General features: G+C 42.8%; 22 protein-coding genes and 1 other annotated feature. Of the genes, 18 read left to right on the forward strand and 4 right to left on the reverse strand.

Annotated features, from left to right (window positions below):
• Positions 1-172 precede the first annotated feature (172 nt).
• The 7 genes from rpmG (at position 173) to rplL (ending at position 3481) form a co-directional block, all read left to right on the forward strand.
• Positions 173-322, forward strand: a complete 150-nt coding sequence (gene rpmG / locus T515_RS01355; protein WP_036606748.1) for a 50S ribosomal protein L33 — start codon at positions 173-175, stop codon at positions 320-322.
• The gene (secE, locus tag T515_RS01360; protein WP_036606750.1) at positions 322-519 is read left to right on the forward strand and encodes a preprotein translocase subunit SecE; all 198 of its coding nucleotides are present in this window, start codon (positions 322-324) and stop codon (positions 517-519) included. Before rpmG ends, secE begins: the two co-directional genes overlap by 1 nt.
• A gap of 11 nt (positions 520-530) precedes the next feature.
• Complete coding sequence (gene nusG / locus T515_RS01365) at positions 531-1061, forward strand: transcription termination/antitermination protein NusG (protein ID WP_036606753.1); 531 nt, start codon at positions 531-533, stop codon at positions 1059-1061.
• 63 nt (positions 1062-1124) lie between these two features.
• A complete protein-coding gene (gene rplK, locus T515_RS01370; RefSeq protein WP_036606756.1) occupies positions 1125-1550 on the forward strand; it encodes a 50S ribosomal protein L11 in 426 nt (141 codons plus the stop codon).
• Positions 1551-1568: 18 nt separating this feature from the next.
• Positions 1569-2261: a 50S ribosomal protein L1 gene (rplA, locus tag T515_RS01375; RefSeq protein WP_036606760.1), complete on the forward strand. Its 693-nt coding sequence runs from the start codon at positions 1569-1571 to the stop codon at positions 2259-2261.
• Between the two features lie 45 nt (positions 2262-2306).
• Positions 2307-2444 (forward strand) — a sequence feature (ribosomal protein L10 leader region).
• 37 nt (positions 2445-2481) lie between these two features.
• Entirely contained in the window at positions 2482-2976 is a 495-nt protein-coding gene (rplJ, locus tag T515_RS01380; RefSeq protein ID WP_036606763.1) for a 50S ribosomal protein L10, read from the forward strand.
• 133 nt (positions 2977-3109) lie between these two features.
• Complete coding sequence (gene rplL, locus T515_RS01385) at positions 3110-3481, forward strand: 50S ribosomal protein L7/L12 (protein ID WP_036606766.1); 372 nt, start codon at positions 3110-3112, stop codon at positions 3479-3481.
• Positions 3482-3612: 131 nt separating this feature from the next.
• Here the strand turns inward: rplL and T515_RS16245 are convergent, their stop codons facing one another.
• Entirely contained in the window at positions 3613-4191 is a 579-nt protein-coding gene (locus T515_RS16245) for a TetR/AcrR family transcriptional regulator (RefSeq protein WP_051671315.1), read from the reverse strand.
• Positions 4192-4785: 594 nt separating this feature from the next.
• Here T515_RS16245 and T515_RS16960 point away from each other — a divergent pair.
• The 6 genes from T515_RS16960 (at position 4786) to T515_RS01420 (ending at position 11323) form a co-directional block, all read left to right on the forward strand.
• On the forward strand, positions 4786-5289 hold the full coding sequence (locus T515_RS16960; RefSeq protein ID WP_081832614.1) for an FMN-binding protein: 504 nt from the start codon (positions 4786-4788) through the stop codon (positions 5287-5289).
• 299 nt (positions 5290-5588) lie between these two features.
• Positions 5589-6011, forward strand: coding sequence for an FMN-binding protein (locus T515_RS16250; protein ID WP_051671316.1), 423 nt, complete (start codon positions 5589-5591; stop codon positions 6009-6011).
• 307 nt (positions 6012-6318) lie between these two features.
• A complete protein-coding gene (locus T515_RS01405) occupies positions 6319-7788 on the forward strand; it encodes an MBOAT family O-acyltransferase (RefSeq protein WP_036606769.1) in 1470 nt (489 codons plus the stop codon).
• Between the two features lie 93 nt (positions 7789-7881).
• Positions 7882-9057 carry an alginate O-acetyltransferase AlgX-related protein gene (locus tag T515_RS01410; protein WP_081832615.1) on the forward strand — a complete coding sequence of 392 codons (1176 nt, stop codon included), beginning with the start codon at positions 7882-7884 and terminating at the stop codon, positions 9055-9057.
• A complete protein-coding gene (locus T515_RS01415) occupies positions 9044-10327 on the forward strand; it encodes a replication-associated recombination protein A (protein ID WP_036606775.1) in 1284 nt (427 codons plus the stop codon). Before T515_RS01410 ends, T515_RS01415 begins: the two co-directional genes overlap by 14 nt.
• 93 nt (positions 10328-10420) lie before the next feature.
• Complete coding sequence (locus tag T515_RS01420) at positions 10421-11323, forward strand: hypothetical protein (RefSeq protein ID WP_036606778.1); 903 nt, start codon at positions 10421-10423, stop codon at positions 11321-11323.
• A gap of 81 nt (positions 11324-11404) precedes the next feature.
• Here T515_RS01420 and T515_RS01425 read toward each other — a convergent pair whose 3' ends face one another.
• On the reverse strand, positions 11405-11581 hold the full coding sequence (locus tag T515_RS01425) for a DUF4250 domain-containing protein (protein ID WP_036606780.1): 177 nt from the start codon (positions 11579-11581) through the stop codon (positions 11405-11407).
• Between the two features lie 237 nt (positions 11582-11818).
• On the opposite strand from T515_RS01425, the gene T515_RS01430 reads away from it, so the two are divergent.
• The 3 genes from T515_RS01430 (at position 11819) to T515_RS01440 (ending at position 14125) form a co-directional block, all read left to right on the forward strand.
• Positions 11819-12235, forward strand: a complete 417-nt coding sequence (locus T515_RS01430; RefSeq protein ID WP_036606782.1) for an HIT family protein — start codon at positions 11819-11821, stop codon at positions 12233-12235.
• A gap of 17 nt (positions 12236-12252) precedes the next feature.
• Positions 12253-13347: an undecaprenyldiphospho-muramoylpentapeptide beta-N-acetylglucosaminyltransferase gene (locus tag T515_RS01435; protein WP_036607168.1), complete on the forward strand. Its 1095-nt coding sequence runs from the start codon at positions 12253-12255 to the stop codon at positions 13345-13347.
• A gap of 85 nt (positions 13348-13432) precedes the next feature.
• Positions 13433-14125, forward strand: coding sequence for a 5'-methylthioadenosine/adenosylhomocysteine nucleosidase (locus T515_RS01440; RefSeq protein WP_036606784.1), 693 nt, complete (start codon positions 13433-13435; stop codon positions 14123-14125).
• 110 nt (positions 14126-14235) lie between these two features.
• Here T515_RS01440 and T515_RS01445 read toward each other — a convergent pair whose 3' ends face one another.
• Positions 14236-15363, reverse strand: a complete 1128-nt coding sequence (locus tag T515_RS01445) for a cation diffusion facilitator family transporter (protein ID WP_036606786.1) — start codon at positions 15361-15363, stop codon at positions 14236-14238.
• 232 nt (positions 15364-15595) lie between these two features.
• Here T515_RS01445 and dtd point away from each other — a divergent pair, with 232 nt between their 5' ends.
• Entirely contained in the window at positions 15596-16051 is a 456-nt protein-coding gene (dtd, locus tag T515_RS01450; protein WP_036606788.1) for a D-aminoacyl-tRNA deacylase, read from the forward strand.
• Positions 16052-16055: 4 nt separating this feature from the next.
• Here dtd and T515_RS01455 read toward each other — a convergent pair whose 3' ends face one another.
• A complete protein-coding gene (locus T515_RS01455; RefSeq protein ID WP_036606790.1) occupies positions 16056-16322 on the reverse strand; it encodes a hypothetical protein in 267 nt (88 codons plus the stop codon).
• A gap of 191 nt (positions 16323-16513) precedes the next feature.
• On the opposite strand from T515_RS01455, the gene T515_RS01460 reads away from it, so the two are divergent.
• Entirely contained in the window at positions 16514-17623 is a 1110-nt protein-coding gene (locus tag T515_RS01460; protein ID WP_036606794.1) for a hypothetical protein, read from the forward strand.
• Positions 17624-17790 lie beyond the last annotated feature (167 nt).

The following is a 17790-nucleotide window of genomic DNA, read 5'->3' on the forward strand; positions in this document are numbered from 1 at the left end:
TAGAAAGCCTGAATAGTAATAAAAATTTTAAATAACGAAGCATAGGGCTGATTAGCTTGACGGGTACAGACGGACATGTTATAGTTTGCAGGTAAACAAGGGGCTAAGCCCTATTTTTTATGCACTAATTTCGTAGTCATGCGGAGTTAAGAATCATTGGAGGTGAACAGCCGTGCGCACAAAGATTATTTTAGCATGTACAGAATGTAAGCAGAGAAATTACTTCACGACTAAGGAAAAGAAGAACCATCCTGAGAGAATGGAAGTTCGTAAGTATTGCAGATTCTGTAAACAGCACACGCTTCATAAGGAGACAAAGTAATGGACGAAAAGAAGAGTTCTAGTATTCAGGGCTTCTTCAAGGGTCTTAAGACGGAATTTAACAAGATTATTTTCCCGAATAGACAGGACGTTATTAAGGAAACAACAGCTACAATTGTTGTGAGCTTACTTATCGGAGTTGTTATCGCAGTTCTTGATCTCATCATGAAGACGGGACTTGGCTTTATACTTAAGTAAAGGGGATATCGATGTCAGAAACAAATTCTGCAGCTCGTTGGTATGTAGCACATACCTATTCAGGCTACGAGAACAAGGTTAAGATGGATCTTGAAAAGACAATCGAAAACCGTGGTCTTCAGGATCTTATTCTTGAAGTCAGCGTTCCAATGCAGCCGGTCATCGAAATGAAGAACGGCGTTGAGAAGAAGACTGACAAGAAAATGTTCCCGGGCTATGTTCTTGTAAACATGGTTATGAATCAGGAAACCTGGTACGTTGTGAGAAATACACGTGGCGTCACCGGTTTTGTTGGCCCAGGATCAGAGCCGACACCTCTCTCAGAAGAGGAGATCAGAGCTCTCGGCTATAGAAAGTCAGAGGTTCTGGTAGACTTCGCTATCGGCGATTCAGTATCTGTAAATTCCGGATCATGGAAGGGTACAGTCGGCGTAATAAGCGAAATCAATGATCAGAAGAAGACCGTAACTATCTTGGTTGAGATGTTCGGCAGAGAAACTCCGGTAGAGTTATCATACGGAGAAGTAGAAAAGCTTAGATAACAAAGTTTGGGAGGGTTAGCGTCTCAGACGGCTACCCCGCAATTACCACAAGGAGGTGCCTCAATGGCAAAGAAGGTAGAAGGTTACATCAAGTTACAGATTCCAGCTGGTAAAGCAACACCAGCTCCACCAGTAGGTCCTGCTCTTGGACAGCATGGTGTAAATATCGTTGCATTCACAAAGGAATTTAACGCAAGAACAGCTAACGAGGGAGATGTTATCATCCCTGTAGTTATCACTGTTTATGCTGATAGAAGTTTTAGCTTCATCACAAAGACTCCTCCAGCTGCAGTCCTTATCAAGAAGGCTTGTAAGCTTCAGAAGGCTTCTGGTGAGCCAAACAAGAACAAGGTTGCTACAATCAGTAAGGCTGATCTTCAGAAGATTGCAGAGACAAAGATGAAGGATCTTAACGCTGCATCACTTGAAGCTGCTATGTCTATGATCGCTGGTACATGCAGATCTATGGGCGTTGAAGTAGAGAAGTAATAGGGAGGTCAACTGATTATGAAAACAGGTAAGAGATATAATGCAGCTGCTCAGGGCGTTGACAGAGCTGTTAAGTACAGCGCAGTAGACGCAATTGAGCTTGTAAAGAAGAATGCAACAGCAAAATTCGACGAGACCGTTGAACTTCACATCAGAACAGGTTGTGACTCACGTCACGCTGATCAGCAGGTTCGTGGTTCCGTTGTACTTCCTGCCGGTACAGGTAAGAAGGTTAGAATCCTCGTATTTGCAAAGGGCGCTAAGGCTGATGAAGCTCAGGCAGCCGGTGCAGATTTCGTAGGAGCTGAGGAGCTTGTTCCTAAGATTCAGGGTGGTTGGTTCGATTACGATGTAGTAATCGCTACTCCTGATATGATGGGTGTTGTAGGACGTATCGGACGTCTTCTCGGACCTAAGGGTCTCATGCCTAACCCTAAGACAGGTACTGTTACTATGGACGTTGCCAAGGCTATCGCTGATACTAAGGCAGGTAAGGTAGAGTATCGTCTTGATAAGGCTAACATCATCCACGTTCCTGTAGGAAAGGCTTCATTCGAGACAGAGAAGCTTCAGGAGAACCTTAACACACTCATGGCAGCTATCGTTAAGGCAAGACCTGCAACACTTAAGGGCCAGTTTATGAAGTCAGCAACTCTGACATCTACAATGGGTCCTGGAGTTAAGCTTGATACTGTTCAGTTCGGTGCTTAATTTATTTTAAAATAAGCTATTGACAATCCATTTGATGGATGTTAATATACGCAACGTATTAACCCGAAGACAGCAGGTGGTGCCGTAAGGTACCGTAAGACAGAACGCCTGCCGAGGAAAGATACAAACTATTTTGTTTGTTCTACCCCATGTCTTTTGGCATGGGGTTTTCCTTTTAGAAAGGTTTATACGAAAATCTTATAAGGAGGAAAAACCGTAAATGGCAAAGGTTGAAATTAAACAGCCAATCGTTGACGAGATCAAGGCACTTTTTGATGGTGCTGTAGCTGTTACTGCTATTGATTACCTCGGAATTACTGTTGAGCAGGATACACTTCTTCGTAAGCAGTTAAGAGAGGCCGGTGTTCAGTACAAGGTTTACAAGAACACTCTTATCAAGAGAGCAGCAGAGGGTACAGATTTCGCACAGCTTGATTCTGTACTTGAGGGACCTACAGCTATTGCAGTATCAAAGGATGATCCTGCAGCAGCAGCTAGAATCATTGCAAAGTTTGCTAAGGATGCTCCTAAGCTTGAGCTTAAGGCAGCAGTTGCTGAGGGCAAGCTTTATGATCAGAAGGAGGTTCAGGCTCTTGCAGCTATCCCTTCAAGAGAAGAGCTTCTCGGAAGACTTTGTGGTTCTCTTCAGAGCCCAATCGCAAACTTCGCACGTGTTATCAATCAGGTTGCGGAGAAGAGCGAGCCAGCAGCTTAATTATAAGCTTATGGCATCCTGAAGCGGCTTAAGCTTCAGTCGTGGTCGAGAGATCACAAAGCAATGAAAATTGTAAATATATATTAAATTTGATATGTGCAATGCACGATATTTCTAAATGGAGGAAATTAAAATGGCTAAGTTAACTACAGAAGAGTTTATCGCAGCTATCAAGGAGCTTTCTGTTGTAGAGCTTAATGACCTTGTAAAGGCTGTTGAGGAAGAGTTTGGCGTTTCTGCTGCTGCAGGCGTTGTTGTTGCAGGTGCTGCTGCTGCAGCTCCAGCTGAGGAGAAGACTGAGTTCGACGTTGAGCTTACAGAGGTAGGCGCAGAGAAGATCAAGGTTATCAAGGTTGTTCGTGAGGCTACTGGTCTTGGACTTAAGGAAGCTAAGGAAGCTGTTGAGTCAGCTCCAAAGATCCTTAAGGAGGCTGCTCCTAAGGCAGAGGCTGAGGAGCTCAAGAAGAAGCTTGAGGAAGTTGGCGCTAAGGTTACTCTTAAGTAATTCTGACTTTATTAAAAGCTTAAATACAGAAGGTGTATGGATTTATCCATGCACCTTTTTTAGTATAAGAAAGCCGGTGCAGTGCACCGGCTTAGATAAATAATATACTTATTTGATGAATTTTGTTCATATCAGGCAGTCATGCTGTAAAAGCTGAGTACTTTGGAAATTTCGGATTCCAAAACGGATCTGATATCGAATTGTTCTTTGCCGGTTGCCCAGCAGTATGCAATTCCCCTGAAGGTATAGAGAATGGAATTTGTAATGATTTCCGGAGTATATTCGGAAGAAAGCTCTTTTTTGTTTATAGCATCACTTACCAGATTGGTAAGAGTTTCCTCAAGACTTTTGGACCTGTTTATATTCAGGTCTCTTCCCCACATACGTATAGCACAGATTTCAGGCCCTTCAAATAATATGAAGTCGGCAATCAGAGTTGTGAAGAGAGACAGAATCTGACCTTTTCTTGTGGGGATGGAAGGGTCATAGGCTTTTTGCCTGATTATATCCTCGTTTCCGACGGTGCGATTTATAATAATATCCGCTTTGTTTTTAAAATGATAATACAGTGCACCTGTAGTGATATCAAGCTCGGCAGCTATCTGACGAACACTTACATTGTCGTAACCATGCTCTTTAAACAACTGGAAAGCCTTATCGGAGATTTTTTCTTTAGTGGTTTTTTGTAATGTTTCCTTGGAATTGTTCATTTTGTCTACCCGTATTCTGATAAAAAAATATTCTAGTAAAACATAGTGCCATGTGAAATTTCATACAATAAAATTTCACATGGCTTATTATAAGTTAAAAAAGAAATTAACGACATAATATATGGAAATATTTATGAAAAAAACAGAAAAAATCAGTTGAATTAAAGCTATTGGTTATTCTTATTTACTAAGTAAAAAAATAGAGAGGCGTTTCAAGGGCCGTTTTACTGATTTAATAAAAATGAAAGAAATATTCTGTCATGATTAAAAATAAATAAAATGAAAAAAATTTGAAAGAAAAGATGCATATAATATGTACAAATTGCAAAAGTAATGTTACTTTGAAGAAGAAAAAAAGGCAAAAACGTTTAATTGTGTCAAATATTGACTCTTAAGAATTTTTTCCTACAGTTATCCGGGAGTGGAAAATAAATTTGACTTTAAATTAAGTGGAGTGTATTATACGTTCTTGTCTTAAACAGATGTGCATGGTTTCCGAAACTATTTGAAGAGAAACCGGTCACGGATTGTCATCCTTATGCCTTGGGCAGTTTTTATTGAGGATGATGTTTAATATTAGGAGGATTTAAAATTATGAAGAAGTTAGTTATGATGACTGCATCAGCAGGTCTTATGCTCGCACTCGCAGCATGTGGTTCAACATCAGCACCAGAGGCTACAACAGCAGCAGCTACAACAGTAGCAGCAGAGGAGACAACAGTAGCAGCTGAAGAGACAACTGCAGCAGCAGAGGAGACAACAGCAGCAGCTGAAGAGACAACTGCAGCAGCAGAGGAGACAACAGCAGCTGAAGAGACAACAGTAGCAGCTGAGGAGAAGGCTGAGGGCGAGACTCTTACAGCTACAGCCAAGGGCTTCGGCGGTGATGTTACTGTAACTCTTACAATGGATGGAGACAAGATCGTTGCAGCTTCTATCGAGGGCAAGGATGAGACTCCAACAGTTGGCGGTGCAGCTCTTGCGGATCTTGAGAAGCAGATCGTAGAGGCTGGTTCAGCTGATTTCGATGGTGTTTCAGGTGCTACTGTAACATCAACAGGTGTTAAGGAGGCTGTAAAGGCAGCTCTTTCCAAGTAATCATAAGCTCATAGATTTTTGAGATATTAATAGCGTAATATACCGGGGTTCATATCAGACTGTTATGAAATAATACCCGGTAAGCATTGATCCCTTTCGGAACAGCTTATAAGGCTGTTATCCGGGAGGGATTTTTGCATGTGAAGAAATATTAATAATATTTTCCGGGATTATGCCTTGTTATAGTGGAATTACTTTGGCATCATTAAGGTAAGGTTCTACAGGAGATCCTGTTCAGGAAAAGATATTGTCCCGGATTATCCCGGACGGTCTTAAGTATAAATAGCGGAGGATGGATTATGAAAAAATATATAATTACTGCGGCCGTTGGAATGGCTATTTCACTTGCAGCCTGCGGTAACAATGATGTGCCTGCTTCAACAACACAGGCGGAGACTGTGAAAAATGAGTCATCAGAAGAAGCCGTAAAGGAGCTTAGCGGAAGCGCTGAAGGCTTTGGCGGAACCATCACGGTTACTCTCAAGATGAAGGGTGATGATATAATTGAAGCATCCATACTGGGTAACGATGAGTCTCCGGAAATAGGTGGAAAAGCTCTTTCGGAGCTTGAAAAACAGCTTGTGGAGAAGGATGGCTTCGAGATAGACGGAGTTTCCGGGGCTACATATACATCTGAGGGTGTAAGAAACGCAACAAAGGATGCTCTTGGACTATTCCTTCCGGATATGGAGGAATCAAAGACTGAATCCGAAAAACAGTAAAAAATGACGGATGTTGATGTGGGAGGAACGCGGGAGTGCAAAGAGCGAAGCGTTCTGATAAGGACTTTTGAATCTCAGGTCATAAACTGATAATCACTATCATGATGTTCCGACATGTAAAAACAGTCAGAAGCTGTGTGAATTCTTTTTAAACGATATATTAACAGCGAAGCAAAAAGGTGAAGTGTTCTTATGAGTACTTCATCTTTTTTTGCAGTCACGGGCTCTCGATTTGTAGGAATTTATTAGGTATAATGCTGTAAGCAATCGTATTACCTACAGCATAGTATTTGGAGATGTATACCGGATGGTTTTCAGTTCGACACTTTTTTTGTTTTGTTTTCTGCCTGTTACACTTGCAGGCTACTATATAAGCTTAAGCCTGGATAAAAAGATTTTTGGCTGCCGAAAAGAGTTAAGCAACCTGTGGCTCCTTATAATGAGTGTTATCTTTTTTTCCTGGTCACAGATAGGCTGCCTGTGGATCATTCTTCTCAATATACTCATAAACTATACCGGCGGGAGGCTCGTGGATCTTGAGAAAAAAAGATGCCGCTCAGGCGCTGCCGGGATTCTTTTGGCTCTGACTGTTGCAGCAAATCTGGGAATACTTTTTTATTTTAAGTATTTTGATTTTACTGTGGATACCGTGAACATGGTTTTCGGGAGACAAATTCCGCTTCGAAACATTATACTTCCCATAGGAATCAGTTTTTTTACATTTCAGGCCATGTCCTACACTGTTGACGTCTACAGAGGCAAGGCGGGAGTTCAGAAAAATCCTTTAAAGCTTGCGCTATATGTGATGCTTTTTCCGCAGCTCATCGCCGGACCTATAGTTCGTTATACCGATGTGGAATCGGAAATTGACGAGAGAAAAGTAAGCCTTGATGATTTTTATGCCGGTGCAGAAAGGTTCACCATGGGACTCGGCAAGAAGGCGCTGATAGCCAATACAATGGCAGTGACGGTGGACAGTATCTTTTCTCAGGGAACAGAGAATAACACGGTGGCCATAGCATGGCTGGGAGCAGTGGCCTATGCCCTTCAGATATATTTTGATTTTTCGGGTTATTCCGATATGGCTATAGGTCTCGGAAGGATGTTCGGCTTTCATTTTCTTGAGAATTTCAACCATCCGTATATATCCCGTTCCATTACGGAATTCTGGCGCAGGTGGCATATTTCCCTTTCCACATGGTTCAGAGATTATGTCTATATCCCGCTGGGAGGAAACCGTCGGGGAACTCTTGTGACCTACAGGAATCTGCTTATTATTTTTCTGTTGACAGGAATATGGCACGGCGCTGCATGGCACTATATTTTCTGGGGCATCTGGCATGGTGTGTTCATGCTTGCGGAACGTTTCTTCGGAAATGGGGATCATAAGCCACAGACATTTTTGCGTGACATCATAGGACATTTATACACTCTTTTTGTGGTTCTTACAGGCTGGGTATTTTTCAGAGCGGATTCTCTGACCCATGCCATCATGTACCTGAAAACCATGTTCGGTCGGGCACTGGGAGCGGAGCCGGGATTCTCCGTTATGTGGTATCTGGACGGATGGACAGCACTTATGCTTTGCCTTGGTATAATGTTTTCGACGGAGCTTCCGGAAAAAGCTGCGGGGTTTCTCAGGGCGAAGTGCGAAGATGCTTCGAAACTTACGGTATATGAGGCTTTAAGAGATATTTTACTGCTGGCACTTCTTTTTCTTTCATCAATGAGAATAGTATCCGGAACTTATAATCCTTTCATATATTTTCAGTTCTGACGGTGTCGGATCTGACAGTTAATCTGCCGGGTCTGATATACAAATCTGCATGATTATAGATCATATATTTTAAAAAGGCGTTTTACTAATAATATGAATCTGAGTAATAAAACTAAAATTCGAAAAATGATATTTGCCCTGTCTTTCATGATGGTCATCTCGGTTCCGCTTCTATCGGTGAACAGAGAAAATGGTGCCATCTCCTACGATGAGAACAGATATCTCGCAAAAAGACCTTCTCTATGGGATGAGGATGGGCAGATAAGCAGGACATTTGCAGCTGACTTTGAGAATTGGATAAACGATAACATCGGACTGAGACCTCTTTTTGTAAAGGCCAATGCAAAGCTCCAGTACCATGTGTTCGGAAATCTTTCGGCAGCGGGTTCCGGAAGCTCTGACTATTATCTGGGGCCTCATGGCGAGTTCAATTATGCGGAAAAGGATATGCTGAGAGATTATCAGCATAAAAATCTCTACTCACAGGAACAGTTGGACGAGCTTTCCTCAGCGTATGAGAAAATAAGAGAGACATTGGAAAAAAGGGGAATAAGATACTATTACATGCAGTGCAGGGACAAGCACAGCATCTATCCAGAACAGTTCATGACATCGGTCTTTCAGTATGGGGACTGCTCGCTGGTGGATCAGGTCATGGCTGATTTGAAGGCGAATACAGGAGTGAAGGTGGTAGATACAACGGAGGTTCTCTGTGAAGGTAAGAAGGATGGTGATACTTTCGGGAAATATACCGATCCTTCCCATTGGACGGAAAGAGGTGCTTATCTTGCCTACAGATCTTTGATGGAGGCTTTGAATGCTCCGGAAGGAAACTATCGTGTTCTTGAAACTTCGGACTATACATTAACATTAAAAGATCAGGGCACCACACTTTTTGGAGGTATCCATGAGGCGGATATGCAGGAGGATTTTCTTATAAATGATCCAAAGGCTGTGGAGGATGATATGGAAACTACTCCCCTTGAGGGAACAGGCCACAGGATTTTTACCTGTGAAGAAGCCGATAATGATGAAGTTGTCCTGATTATAGGTGACTCCTACGTGGAGAACTATATACTTGATGATCTGGCGGAGAGCTTTCATAAAACGATTTTTGTATGGGGCGACTACAGCTCACATTTTATGGAGTTTATAGACCTTTATGAGCCTACAATCGTGATAAATGAAAACGCGGAGCGCTGCAGCTACAGATTCCCGATGATTGTGGATGTGGCTCAGAAAATGGAGGATGAATATGGATCTTTTTGAATATATGGCAGAGAAAAACAAAGAAGATGATGCGCCCCTTGCATCGAGACTGCGACCCGAGACCCTTGAAGAGGTTGTGGGTCAGGAGCATATCATCGCACCGGGAAAACTGCTTTATCGTGCCATAAAGGCGGATAAGCTGGGTTCCATCATTTTTTACGGTCCCCCAGGAACCGGGAAGACAACACTTGCAAAGGTAATTGCACATACCACCAGCGCGGATTTTGAATCCGTAAATGCCACGGTGGCGGGAAAGAAGGATCTTGAGGACGTGGTGGCAAGAGCCAGACAGAATCAGGGGGGCTACGGACGAAAGACCATTCTTTTTGTAGATGAGATTCACCGCTTCAACAAGGCCCAGCAGGACTATCTTCTTCCCCATGTGGAGGACGGAACGGTGACACTTATCGGCGCAACAACGGAGAATCCGTATTTTGAGGTGAACAGCGCTCTTATCTCCCGTTCACGTATATTTGAGCTTCGTCCCCTTTCGGCTGATAGTATAGGTACACTTATAGACAGGGCTCTTACGGATACAAAAAAAGGTGTTGGTTCCTTCCGCGGCTATATTGATGATGATGCCAGGGAGTTTCTTTCCCATACTGCAAACGGGGATGCCAGAGCCGCTCTCAACGCCATAGAGCTTGCGGTTCTGACAACAGACAGGGATCCTGACGGACGTATACATATAACTCTTCCTGTGGCTGCGGAGTGTATACAGAAAAGAGCGGTGAGATATGATAAGGACGGGGATAATCATTATGACACTATTTCGGCCTTTATTAAGTCCATGAGAGGTTCCGATCCTGACGCGGCGGTATATTATCTTGCAAGGATGCTGAAGGCAGGAGAGGACATAAAGTTCATAGCCCGCCGTATGGTTATCTGCGCTTCCGAAGATGTGGGTAATGCAGATCCAAGGGCGCTTCTTGTGGCTACCAATGCATTTCTTGCCATAGAACGTGTCGGCATGCCGGAGGCTCAGATCATTCTCTCCCAGGCCTGCACATACATCGCATCTGCGCCTAAGTCCAATGCCTGCTGTACAGCTATATTTGAAGCCATGGACGAGGTTGATAGATCAGGAGGGCTGCCTATACCGCCTTATCTTCAGGATGCGCATTACAAGGCAAGCGCGGAGCTTGGAAGAGGAGTCGGATATAAATACCCCCATGACTATCCCGGAAACTGGGTTGAGCAGCAGTATCTTCCGGATGAGATAAAGGACAGGGAGTTCTATCATTTCCGCCATGACCACAAGAAAACTTAATAAAGAGTTAAGGTGAAAGCAGTGGAAGAAAAAAATCTTTAGTGCTATTTTAATTATCGCTTGATTTTTAGATTACATTGAGGAGATTAAATTATGAAAAAATGGTTATATACAGCCCTTGCAGCCATGATGGTGGTTTCACTTGCGGCATGCGGCGGAGAAAAGAAGGAAGAGACAAAGGCCCAGGAGACTGTGGCAGCAACAGAGAATGCAGCAGAAAAAGACGGAATCGGTGTTGACGGTGACAGCAGCATCGCAGGTCCTGTTGACATATCCGGTATGTCGGAGTTTCAGGCTACAGTTCAGAAGGTTGATGATAAAAAGCTTACAGTTGAATACGAAGACGGTACAAGCATTACAGTCGATACAACAGATGCATTTATAAATCCTGCATGGGAGCTTATGCCGGGGGATGAGGTTAATATCTTCTTTGAAGGCGATTCAGATGTTCCTGCAGACGGAACAAAGGTTGCAGAGGTTGTTATGGCAGTGCCTTATGAGTATACTTCAGAGGAGTACTCTTCAGAGCCTCAGGTTTACGGAAAGATAGTAAAGATGGATGACAAGTCCATAACTATCTGTGAGGAAGAAGGTATTAACGGTGACAACGGCCCTAAGGACGGCGTAGAGTATACTTTTAAGATCACTTCATACGCAACTACAGTCGGAGAGCCAAAGGTTGGTGATTACGCTCAGGCGCTTTATATCGGAGAGCTTGGTTCTGACAGTGCTGTTACATATAGAATCTGCACAGAAGATATGATGGAGGATCCTGCATCAGATGTATTTGAAATCAAGGGAACACTTGCCCAGTTTAAGACAGGTATAGTTTATCTCAAGACAGATGACGGAGATGTTTTCGGATTCACAGTTGATGGAGATGAGGCTCTTGCGAAGCTTGCTCAGGAGTCAACAGGCAAGAAGGTTAAGATCAGTTATACCGATTCCATCCGTATGAGAGTTTCAACATGTAACGGAATCACTGTTATCGAGTGACAGATATCAGAAATATACAATAATAAATAAAACCTCTATATCCGGTTTCGGGTCTGAAACCGGATATAGAGGTTTTTCTGTTTATTTAAACTGATTTGTAGAAGAGTTATAGTGCAGGTCAACAGAGGCCAGAGTCTTCTCCAGAGATGCTCTGTCGAGATCCAAAGCCGAACACAGACTCTCCAGAGAATCGTAGTTGTCACGAAGCTGGGTGTTTATGTAGCTCATAAGTATAAAAGGATCCTTTGGAATGGACATGTCATACTCCTTTTCTGTATCAATGAAGGGCCGTAGCTCAAGTGTGAGAACAGGAACATATCCTGTGCCCCGTATTTACTGTTTTGTAATATCCCATTGTAAAACCTCCGGAGCATTTGTCAATGATTACATGCTTATAAATATCCTATGACTTGTGTAAGAATAAACATGATACTATAATGTTTTTAGTTTTTAAAAATAAGAAAAAATACTTTCCATGAGTTAGGAGAACAGACCATGAAAGACGATAATTGCATTTTTTGTAAATTGGCAAACGGAGTCATTCCCACCACAACCCTTTATGAGGATGATACCTACAGGGTTATTTTTGATGCGAATCCTGCAACGGACGGACATGTGCTCATCATACCTAAGGAGCATTATGCAAATCTTACGGAGCTTCCCTATGAGATCGCTTCAGATGTTATGCCCCTTGCCGGAAAGATAGGAAAGGCTATGATTTCCGGTCTTGGAGCCAAGGGATATAATGTTGTTCAGAACAACGGAGAGGCAGCAGGCCAGACAGTGCATCATTTCCATACACATATTATTCCGAGATACGGCATTGAAAAGGAAATGGTTTTATGGAAGCCCAATGAGGTTTCTTCCGGAAAACTTGCCGAAACCTGTGAAAAACTTAAAAAAGCACTTTGATAAGGAGAAGTGAGATGATAGGAAAAGTAGTGCTGACAGGAGGCGGAACAGCAGGACACGTTACTGCCAATATCGCACTTTTGCCAAGGATGAGGCAGGATGGTTATGAGGTATATTACATCGGCTCCTATGACGGCATAGAGAAGCAGATGATGGAAAAGGAGAATGTTCCCTATACGGGTATCGCAACAGGAAAACTCCGCAGATATTTTGATATCAAGAATTTCTCTGATCCCCTGAGGGTTCTTAAGGGCTACTGTGAAGCAAGAAAGACACTGAAGGAAATCAGGCCTGACATCGTATTCAGTAAAGGCGGATTTGTAGCAGTTCCTGTAGTGTGGGCAGCCCACAGCCTCCATATTCCGGTGGTTACTCATGAGTCTGATATGACTCCGGGGCTTGCCAACAGACTCTGTCTTAAGGCGGCAGAGAAAATATGCTGTAATTTTCCCGAAACCCTTAAGTCATTGCCTAAGGGGAAAGCTGTTCTTACAGGTTCTCCCATCAGAGAGATACTTCTGAAGGGCACAAGGGAGGAAGGACTGGAAATGACCGGATTTTCCGGCAAAAAACCTGTGCTCATGATAATCGGAGGTTCTCTTGGATCCGTAGCCATCAACAACGCAGTAAGAGAACTTCTCCCGAGGATTCTGGAAGAGTTTGATGTAGTGCATGTATGCGGCAAGGGAAATCTGGACAAAGCTCTTGAAGGTACAGCCGGATACAGGCAGTATGAATTCATAACCAACGGATTACGCAATCTGTATGCTCTTGCGGATGTAGTCATCTCCAGGGCAGGTGCCAATGTTATCTGCGAGCTTCTCGCACTGAAGAAACCTAATATACTCATTCCGCTGCCTAAAGAAGCCAGCAGAGGAGACCAGATACTCAATGCGGAGTCATTTGCAAAACAGGGATTCAGTTATGTTCTTGACCAGCATGATATGGAGAAGGACATAGAACTTCTCTTCAATGCCATAAAGGAAGTTCATCTCAAAAAGTCCGGATATATCATTGCCATGCAGAACTCAAACCAGAGTAACGGAGTGGATCACGTTATTCAGGTGCTTAGAGATGTAGTCAGGGAAGATCAGGCAAAAAAGAAAAGCTGATGATCTATTGCAGGAAGTCACTCATGCCTTTGGCGTAAAATGAGAGATACAGGCGGATTTACCGTATTAAAACAAAGGAGAAAGTATGATAGGAATAATCGGAGCAATGGACGAAGAGGTTGAGAAGCTTAAGGCTTCCATAACCGACGCGAAGACAGAGGAACATAACGGGCTTACATTTGTAACAGGAAAGTTTAATGGTAAGGATGTTACGGTTGTACGTTCTGGAATAGGTAAAGTTAATGCCGGAGCCTGTACAGCCGTTCTTATAGACAGGTATAAGGCTGAGTATGTCATAAATACCGGTATAGCAGGATCTTTGGATGCTCATATTGATATCGGAGATATAGTTATTTCGGAGGACGCAGTACAGTATGACATGGATGCAACAAACTTCGGATATCAGCTTGGAGAGGTTCCCAGGGTCGGCACCCTGGCATTTAAGGCAGACGACAGACTTATAGCTTTGGCGGAAGAAGAGAACCGTAAAGTTAATCCGGATATACATACCTTTATCGGACGTGTATGCAGCGGAGATAAATTTGTATCAGACGGAGAAACAAAGGAATGGATCATCAAACATTTCCAGGGAAAGTGCTGCGAGATGGAAGGAGCAGCCATAGCTCAGGTGGCATGGCAGAATAAGGTTCCTTTCGTTATCATCCGTGCCATTTCCGACAAGGCAGATGATTCGGCTCATGTGGATTACCCTACTTTTGAAAAGAAGGCCATTGAGCACTGCGTAAGACTTACAGAAGCACTTGTGGGAAGACTTTGATGTTATTCGGCAGATAGGATGACTTCTATTGCGAAGTACCACTAAAATATACGTATGAAAACAAAGAACCTCAAAAAACGGATCCAAACCGTTTTTTGAGGTTTCTTTTATCAGTCACTTATATCCGCATCCATGGTAAGCTCGATTTTGTATCCCGGGAATTCTGTCTGTATCCGGTTCACGATTTCTTCGAAGATTTTTCTTCTGTCCTCTGCGGCAAATTCTATGATTACGTCAAAATTAATGATCTTTTTTATATCATCGATATAAAATCCATGCATCTGAAGCACATGATCATTGGACATGACTATCTCTCTGCAGCGGCTAAGTATGCCCTGTGCCTTATCATCGCTTGTGTTTATGGAATATATGCTTATTCCTTCCATGATGACTTTGTGTTCATCATACACCTTATGGGTAATGTCTCGCATGAGCCTGTCCAGTTCTCTTGCACTCATGGTGTCTACCACTTCTATATGTACTGAGCCCATATAGGTATCTGGACCGTAAGAATGAAGAACAAGATCGTAAGCCCCTCTTACCTCGGGAAAGCTTGCGATAGTCATCTTTATGGACTTGCTGAAATCGGAATCAACTCTTTCTCCAAGTATCTGGGATACGGTGTCACGAAGCATTTCAAAGCCCGCTTTCATGATGATGACTGAAATTACAGCTCCGAGCCAGGCTTCCAGAGAGATTCCGCTGTAAATGAAGATCACGGCAGCAACGAGGGTTGAAGCGGAGATGACAGCATCAAAGGTGGCATCCGAGCCGGAGGCGATAAGTGAGTCGGAATTGACCTTTTCGCCTATACCTTTTACATATCTTCCCAGGAGTATCTTAACCACTACACCCACAGCGATTATGACCAGTGTGACAATGCTGTAATCCGGTGTTTCAGGGTTAATGATCTTTTTTATTGATTCCACAAAGGAGGTTACACCTGCATAAAATACGATGACCGCAATTATGGTTGCAGTGAGATATTCGACTCTGCCGTGCCCAAGGGGGTGCTTTTTATCGGGCTGCTTTCTAGCGAGCTTTGTACCGATTATGGTTATAACCGATGAAATGGCATCAGAGAGATTATTTACAGCATCCAGCACGATGGCTATGGAATTGGACATAAGTCCTATGACAGCCTTAAAAGCCGCCAGAAAAACATTGGCAACTATTCCGATGATACTTGTTCTTATGATGATTTTTCCGCGATCGTTGTCCTTACTTAATTGAGCCATAATTCCTCCTGTAAATGCGTAATGTGAAATGAGTGTCGTGAAGTCTGTCTCCCTCTTTTGTGCGGGCACAAGTGTGAGAAACAGACTTATGACACTTATGTCATTATATTACCAAAGATAAGTGTTTCTCAATGTATATTAATTAGCTGATCAGGAAACAATATGCTAAACTTTAGGATATGTAAATTAACAGAGGCCGGCAGAGTGCCGTGCCTTTTGGAAAGAGGTCAATATGAGATGTGTGGTTCAGGTAGTTCAGCATGCTTCGGTAACCGTAGATGATGCTGTTATAGGAAAGATAGGCAGAGGATTTCTGATATTTCTCGGTGTTTCCGACACCGATACAGAGGCGATAGCCGACAAGATGGTAAAGAAAATATGCAGCCTGCGTATCTTTCCCGACGAGAACGGAAAGACCAACTGTTCTCTCTCGGATGTAGGAGGATCAGTGCTTGTAGTCAGTCAGTTCACGCTTTATGCAAACTGCCGTAAAGGCAACCGTCCGAGCTTTATAGAAGCAGGAGAGCCGCAAAAGGCGGATGATCTGTACAGATACTTTACGGAAAGATGCAAAGATTACGTACGTAAAGTCGAGCATGGAGAATTCGGAGCGGATATGAAAGTTGAGCTTCTGAATGACGGCCCATTTACTCTGATGCTTGATTCCATGCAGTTATTTAACGAGTGATGTCTCACTCCTCAATTACTTCTATCCTGAGATAATCAAAATTTATGGGTTCAACAAAGGAATCTGACCGGAAGCAGGTTATGGATTTGCGTTTAAATTCCCTGATATTCGGCTCCAGCCAGATGGGAACCGCAAGGTCCATGTATTCGCAGATTTCTTTAAGAGCAGTGAGGACTCTGTCTGTACGTGACATAGAGTAGTCTTCCTGACGGGAAACGCAGTCCTTGAGCATCTGCCCATCCCGATATATGGTTCCATTCATTCTAAACATAGATTTCTCCTAAAAATTGATAGTGATAATAATACATAATTCATCCACGCAATTCAAACAGATTTTCCGGCGGGGATTTTTGTGGAAAAGTGTTAAAAAATGAAAAAAAATGAGTTTTGTTAATAAATAATTCACAAAAGAGCTATACTATTATAGTAGTCTTAATTTTATGACATTAGGAGGCGTACATAATGGGAATGGAGATAGAGAATCCCCGGGCATTTCTGGAGGAAGCCAAAAATGCTATTGCTGAATATCAGAATGTAAGTACCCAGCTTACAAATATGAGGGAAACGGAGAAACAGACTTCAGTGCTTTTGGACAAAACAAGAAAAGAAGTGCAGGACAAGATTGACAAGACTCTTAAGCAGAGAAGCGAGGATCTTACAGCCACCTATGATCGCCAGATAAGTCAGGCGGAAGCCCGCCTTAAGAAACGTCAGGCCGAAAGAGAAAAAGCTAAACAGGAAGGTGTCAAGGGCCGTATAAAGAGTGAGACTGAACCTCTGAAAATCGAGAACAAAGAGCTTAGACGTCAGATAGCAGCAGTCATGAAGAAAGACAATGCACCTAAGTTTTACAGCACGAATATATTCTATACGCTGTTTCATCCCTCAGGGCTCGGTGAACTCTTATCTTTTCTGCTTGTGTTCATAGTTATATTTGCCCTGCTTCCATTCGGAATATATTTTCTTATTCCGAATCATCAGATTTTATATCTTGTGGCAATCTACATCGCTGACATAATGGTTTTCGGTGGTATTTATGTTGCTGTCATGAATATATCAGGAAGGCATGCGGGAGCGGTACAGCAGGGACGCGATATCAAGAATCGTATAAAACTTAACAGGAAAAATATCAGGAAAAAGATAAAACTCATTCAAAAGGATTCCAGTGAAGCTGGCTATAATCTGGAATCTTTCGATGATGATATAGCAAAGATACAACAGGAAAGAAGCGACATTATCAGCCAGAAGCAAAGCGCACAGAATACCTTTGATACAGTCACAAGAAATATCATCATTGATGAGATTGAGACTGCGGCCAAGCCCAAGGTGGATGAGCTGTCACTTGCATTTACCAATGCGGTGAATCAGCGTTCCGAGCTTGAAACCAAAGAGAAGGAGCAGGCACTTAATCTTTCCAGAAATTATGAACAGTATCTCGGAAAGGCTCATATGAATGCAGAGTCCATAGACAAAATCAATGCTCTTTTGGAAAGCGGTGATGCCTCATCTATTATAGATGCGGTAACAAAGCTCGATCATCCGAATACAGAAGCCCAGGCAGCAGTAAAGTAAAATTTTTTATTTCGGGATATTACCTCAGAATTAAATAGTGATAAAAAAGTGCGGCTCCATCAGGAACCGCACTTTTTTTGGAGTAAAACCGACTCAACTTTCAGATTTTCGGAGCCGAAACCGGAAAAAAAGACTCAACTTTCAGATTTTCGGAGCCGAAACCGGAA

Origin of the sequence: Oribacterium sp. P6A1, from assembly GCF_000702885.1 — a bacterium.
Classification (GTDB): domain Bacteria; phylum Bacillota; class Clostridia; order Lachnospirales; family Lachnospiraceae; genus Oribacterium.

Coding starts and splice junctions, on each gene's coding strand:
- secE (WP_036606750.1), top strand. CDS start 322: ATGGACGAAAAGAAGAGTTCTAGTATTCAGGGCTTCTTCAAGGGTCTT.
- nusG (WP_036606753.1), top strand. CDS start 531: ATGTCAGAAACAAATTCTGCAGCTCGTTGGTATGTAGCACATACCTAT.
- rplK (WP_036606756.1), top strand. CDS start 1,125: ATGGCAAAGAAGGTAGAAGGTTACATCAAGTTACAGATTCCAGCTGGT.
- rplA (WP_036606760.1), top strand. CDS start 1,569: ATGAAAACAGGTAAGAGATATAATGCAGCTGCTCAGGGCGTTGACAGA.
- rplJ (WP_036606763.1), top strand. CDS start 2,482: ATGGCAAAGGTTGAAATTAAACAGCCAATCGTTGACGAGATCAAGGCA.
- rplL (WP_036606766.1), top strand. CDS start 3,110: ATGGCTAAGTTAACTACAGAAGAGTTTATCGCAGCTATCAAGGAGCTT.
- T515_RS16245 (WP_051671315.1), bottom strand. CDS start 4,191: ATGAACAATTCCAAGGAAACATTACAAAAAACCACTAAAGAAAAAATC.
- T515_RS16960 (WP_081832614.1), top strand. CDS start 4,786: ATGAAGAAGTTAGTTATGATGACTGCATCAGCAGGTCTTATGCTCGCA.
- T515_RS16250 (WP_051671316.1), top strand. CDS start 5,589: ATGAAAAAATATATAATTACTGCGGCCGTTGGAATGGCTATTTCACTT.
- T515_RS01405 (WP_036606769.1), top strand. CDS start 6,319: ATGGTTTTCAGTTCGACACTTTTTTTGTTTTGTTTTCTGCCTGTTACA.
- T515_RS01410 (WP_081832615.1), top strand. CDS start 7,882: ATGAATCTGAGTAATAAAACTAAAATTCGAAAAATGATATTTGCCCTG.
- T515_RS01415 (WP_036606775.1), top strand. CDS start 9,044: ATGGATCTTTTTGAATATATGGCAGAGAAAAACAAAGAAGATGATGCG.
- T515_RS01420 (WP_036606778.1), top strand. CDS start 10,421: ATGAAAAAATGGTTATATACAGCCCTTGCAGCCATGATGGTGGTTTCA.
- T515_RS01425 (WP_036606780.1), bottom strand. CDS start 11,581: ATGTCCATTCCAAAGGATCCTTTTATACTTATGAGCTACATAAACACC.
- T515_RS01430 (WP_036606782.1), top strand. CDS start 11,819: ATGAAAGACGATAATTGCATTTTTTGTAAATTGGCAAACGGAGTCATT.
- T515_RS01440 (WP_036606784.1), top strand. CDS start 13,433: ATGATAGGAATAATCGGAGCAATGGACGAAGAGGTTGAGAAGCTTAAG.
- T515_RS01445 (WP_036606786.1), bottom strand. CDS start 15,363: ATGGCTCAATTAAGTAAGGACAACGATCGCGGAAAAATCATCATAAGA.
- dtd (WP_036606788.1), top strand. CDS start 15,596: ATGAGATGTGTGGTTCAGGTAGTTCAGCATGCTTCGGTAACCGTAGAT.
- T515_RS01455 (WP_036606790.1), bottom strand. CDS start 16,322: ATGTTTAGAATGAATGGAACCATATATCGGGATGGGCAGATGCTCAAG.
- T515_RS01460 (WP_036606794.1), top strand. CDS start 16,514: ATGGGAATGGAGATAGAGAATCCCCGGGCATTTCTGGAGGAAGCCAAA.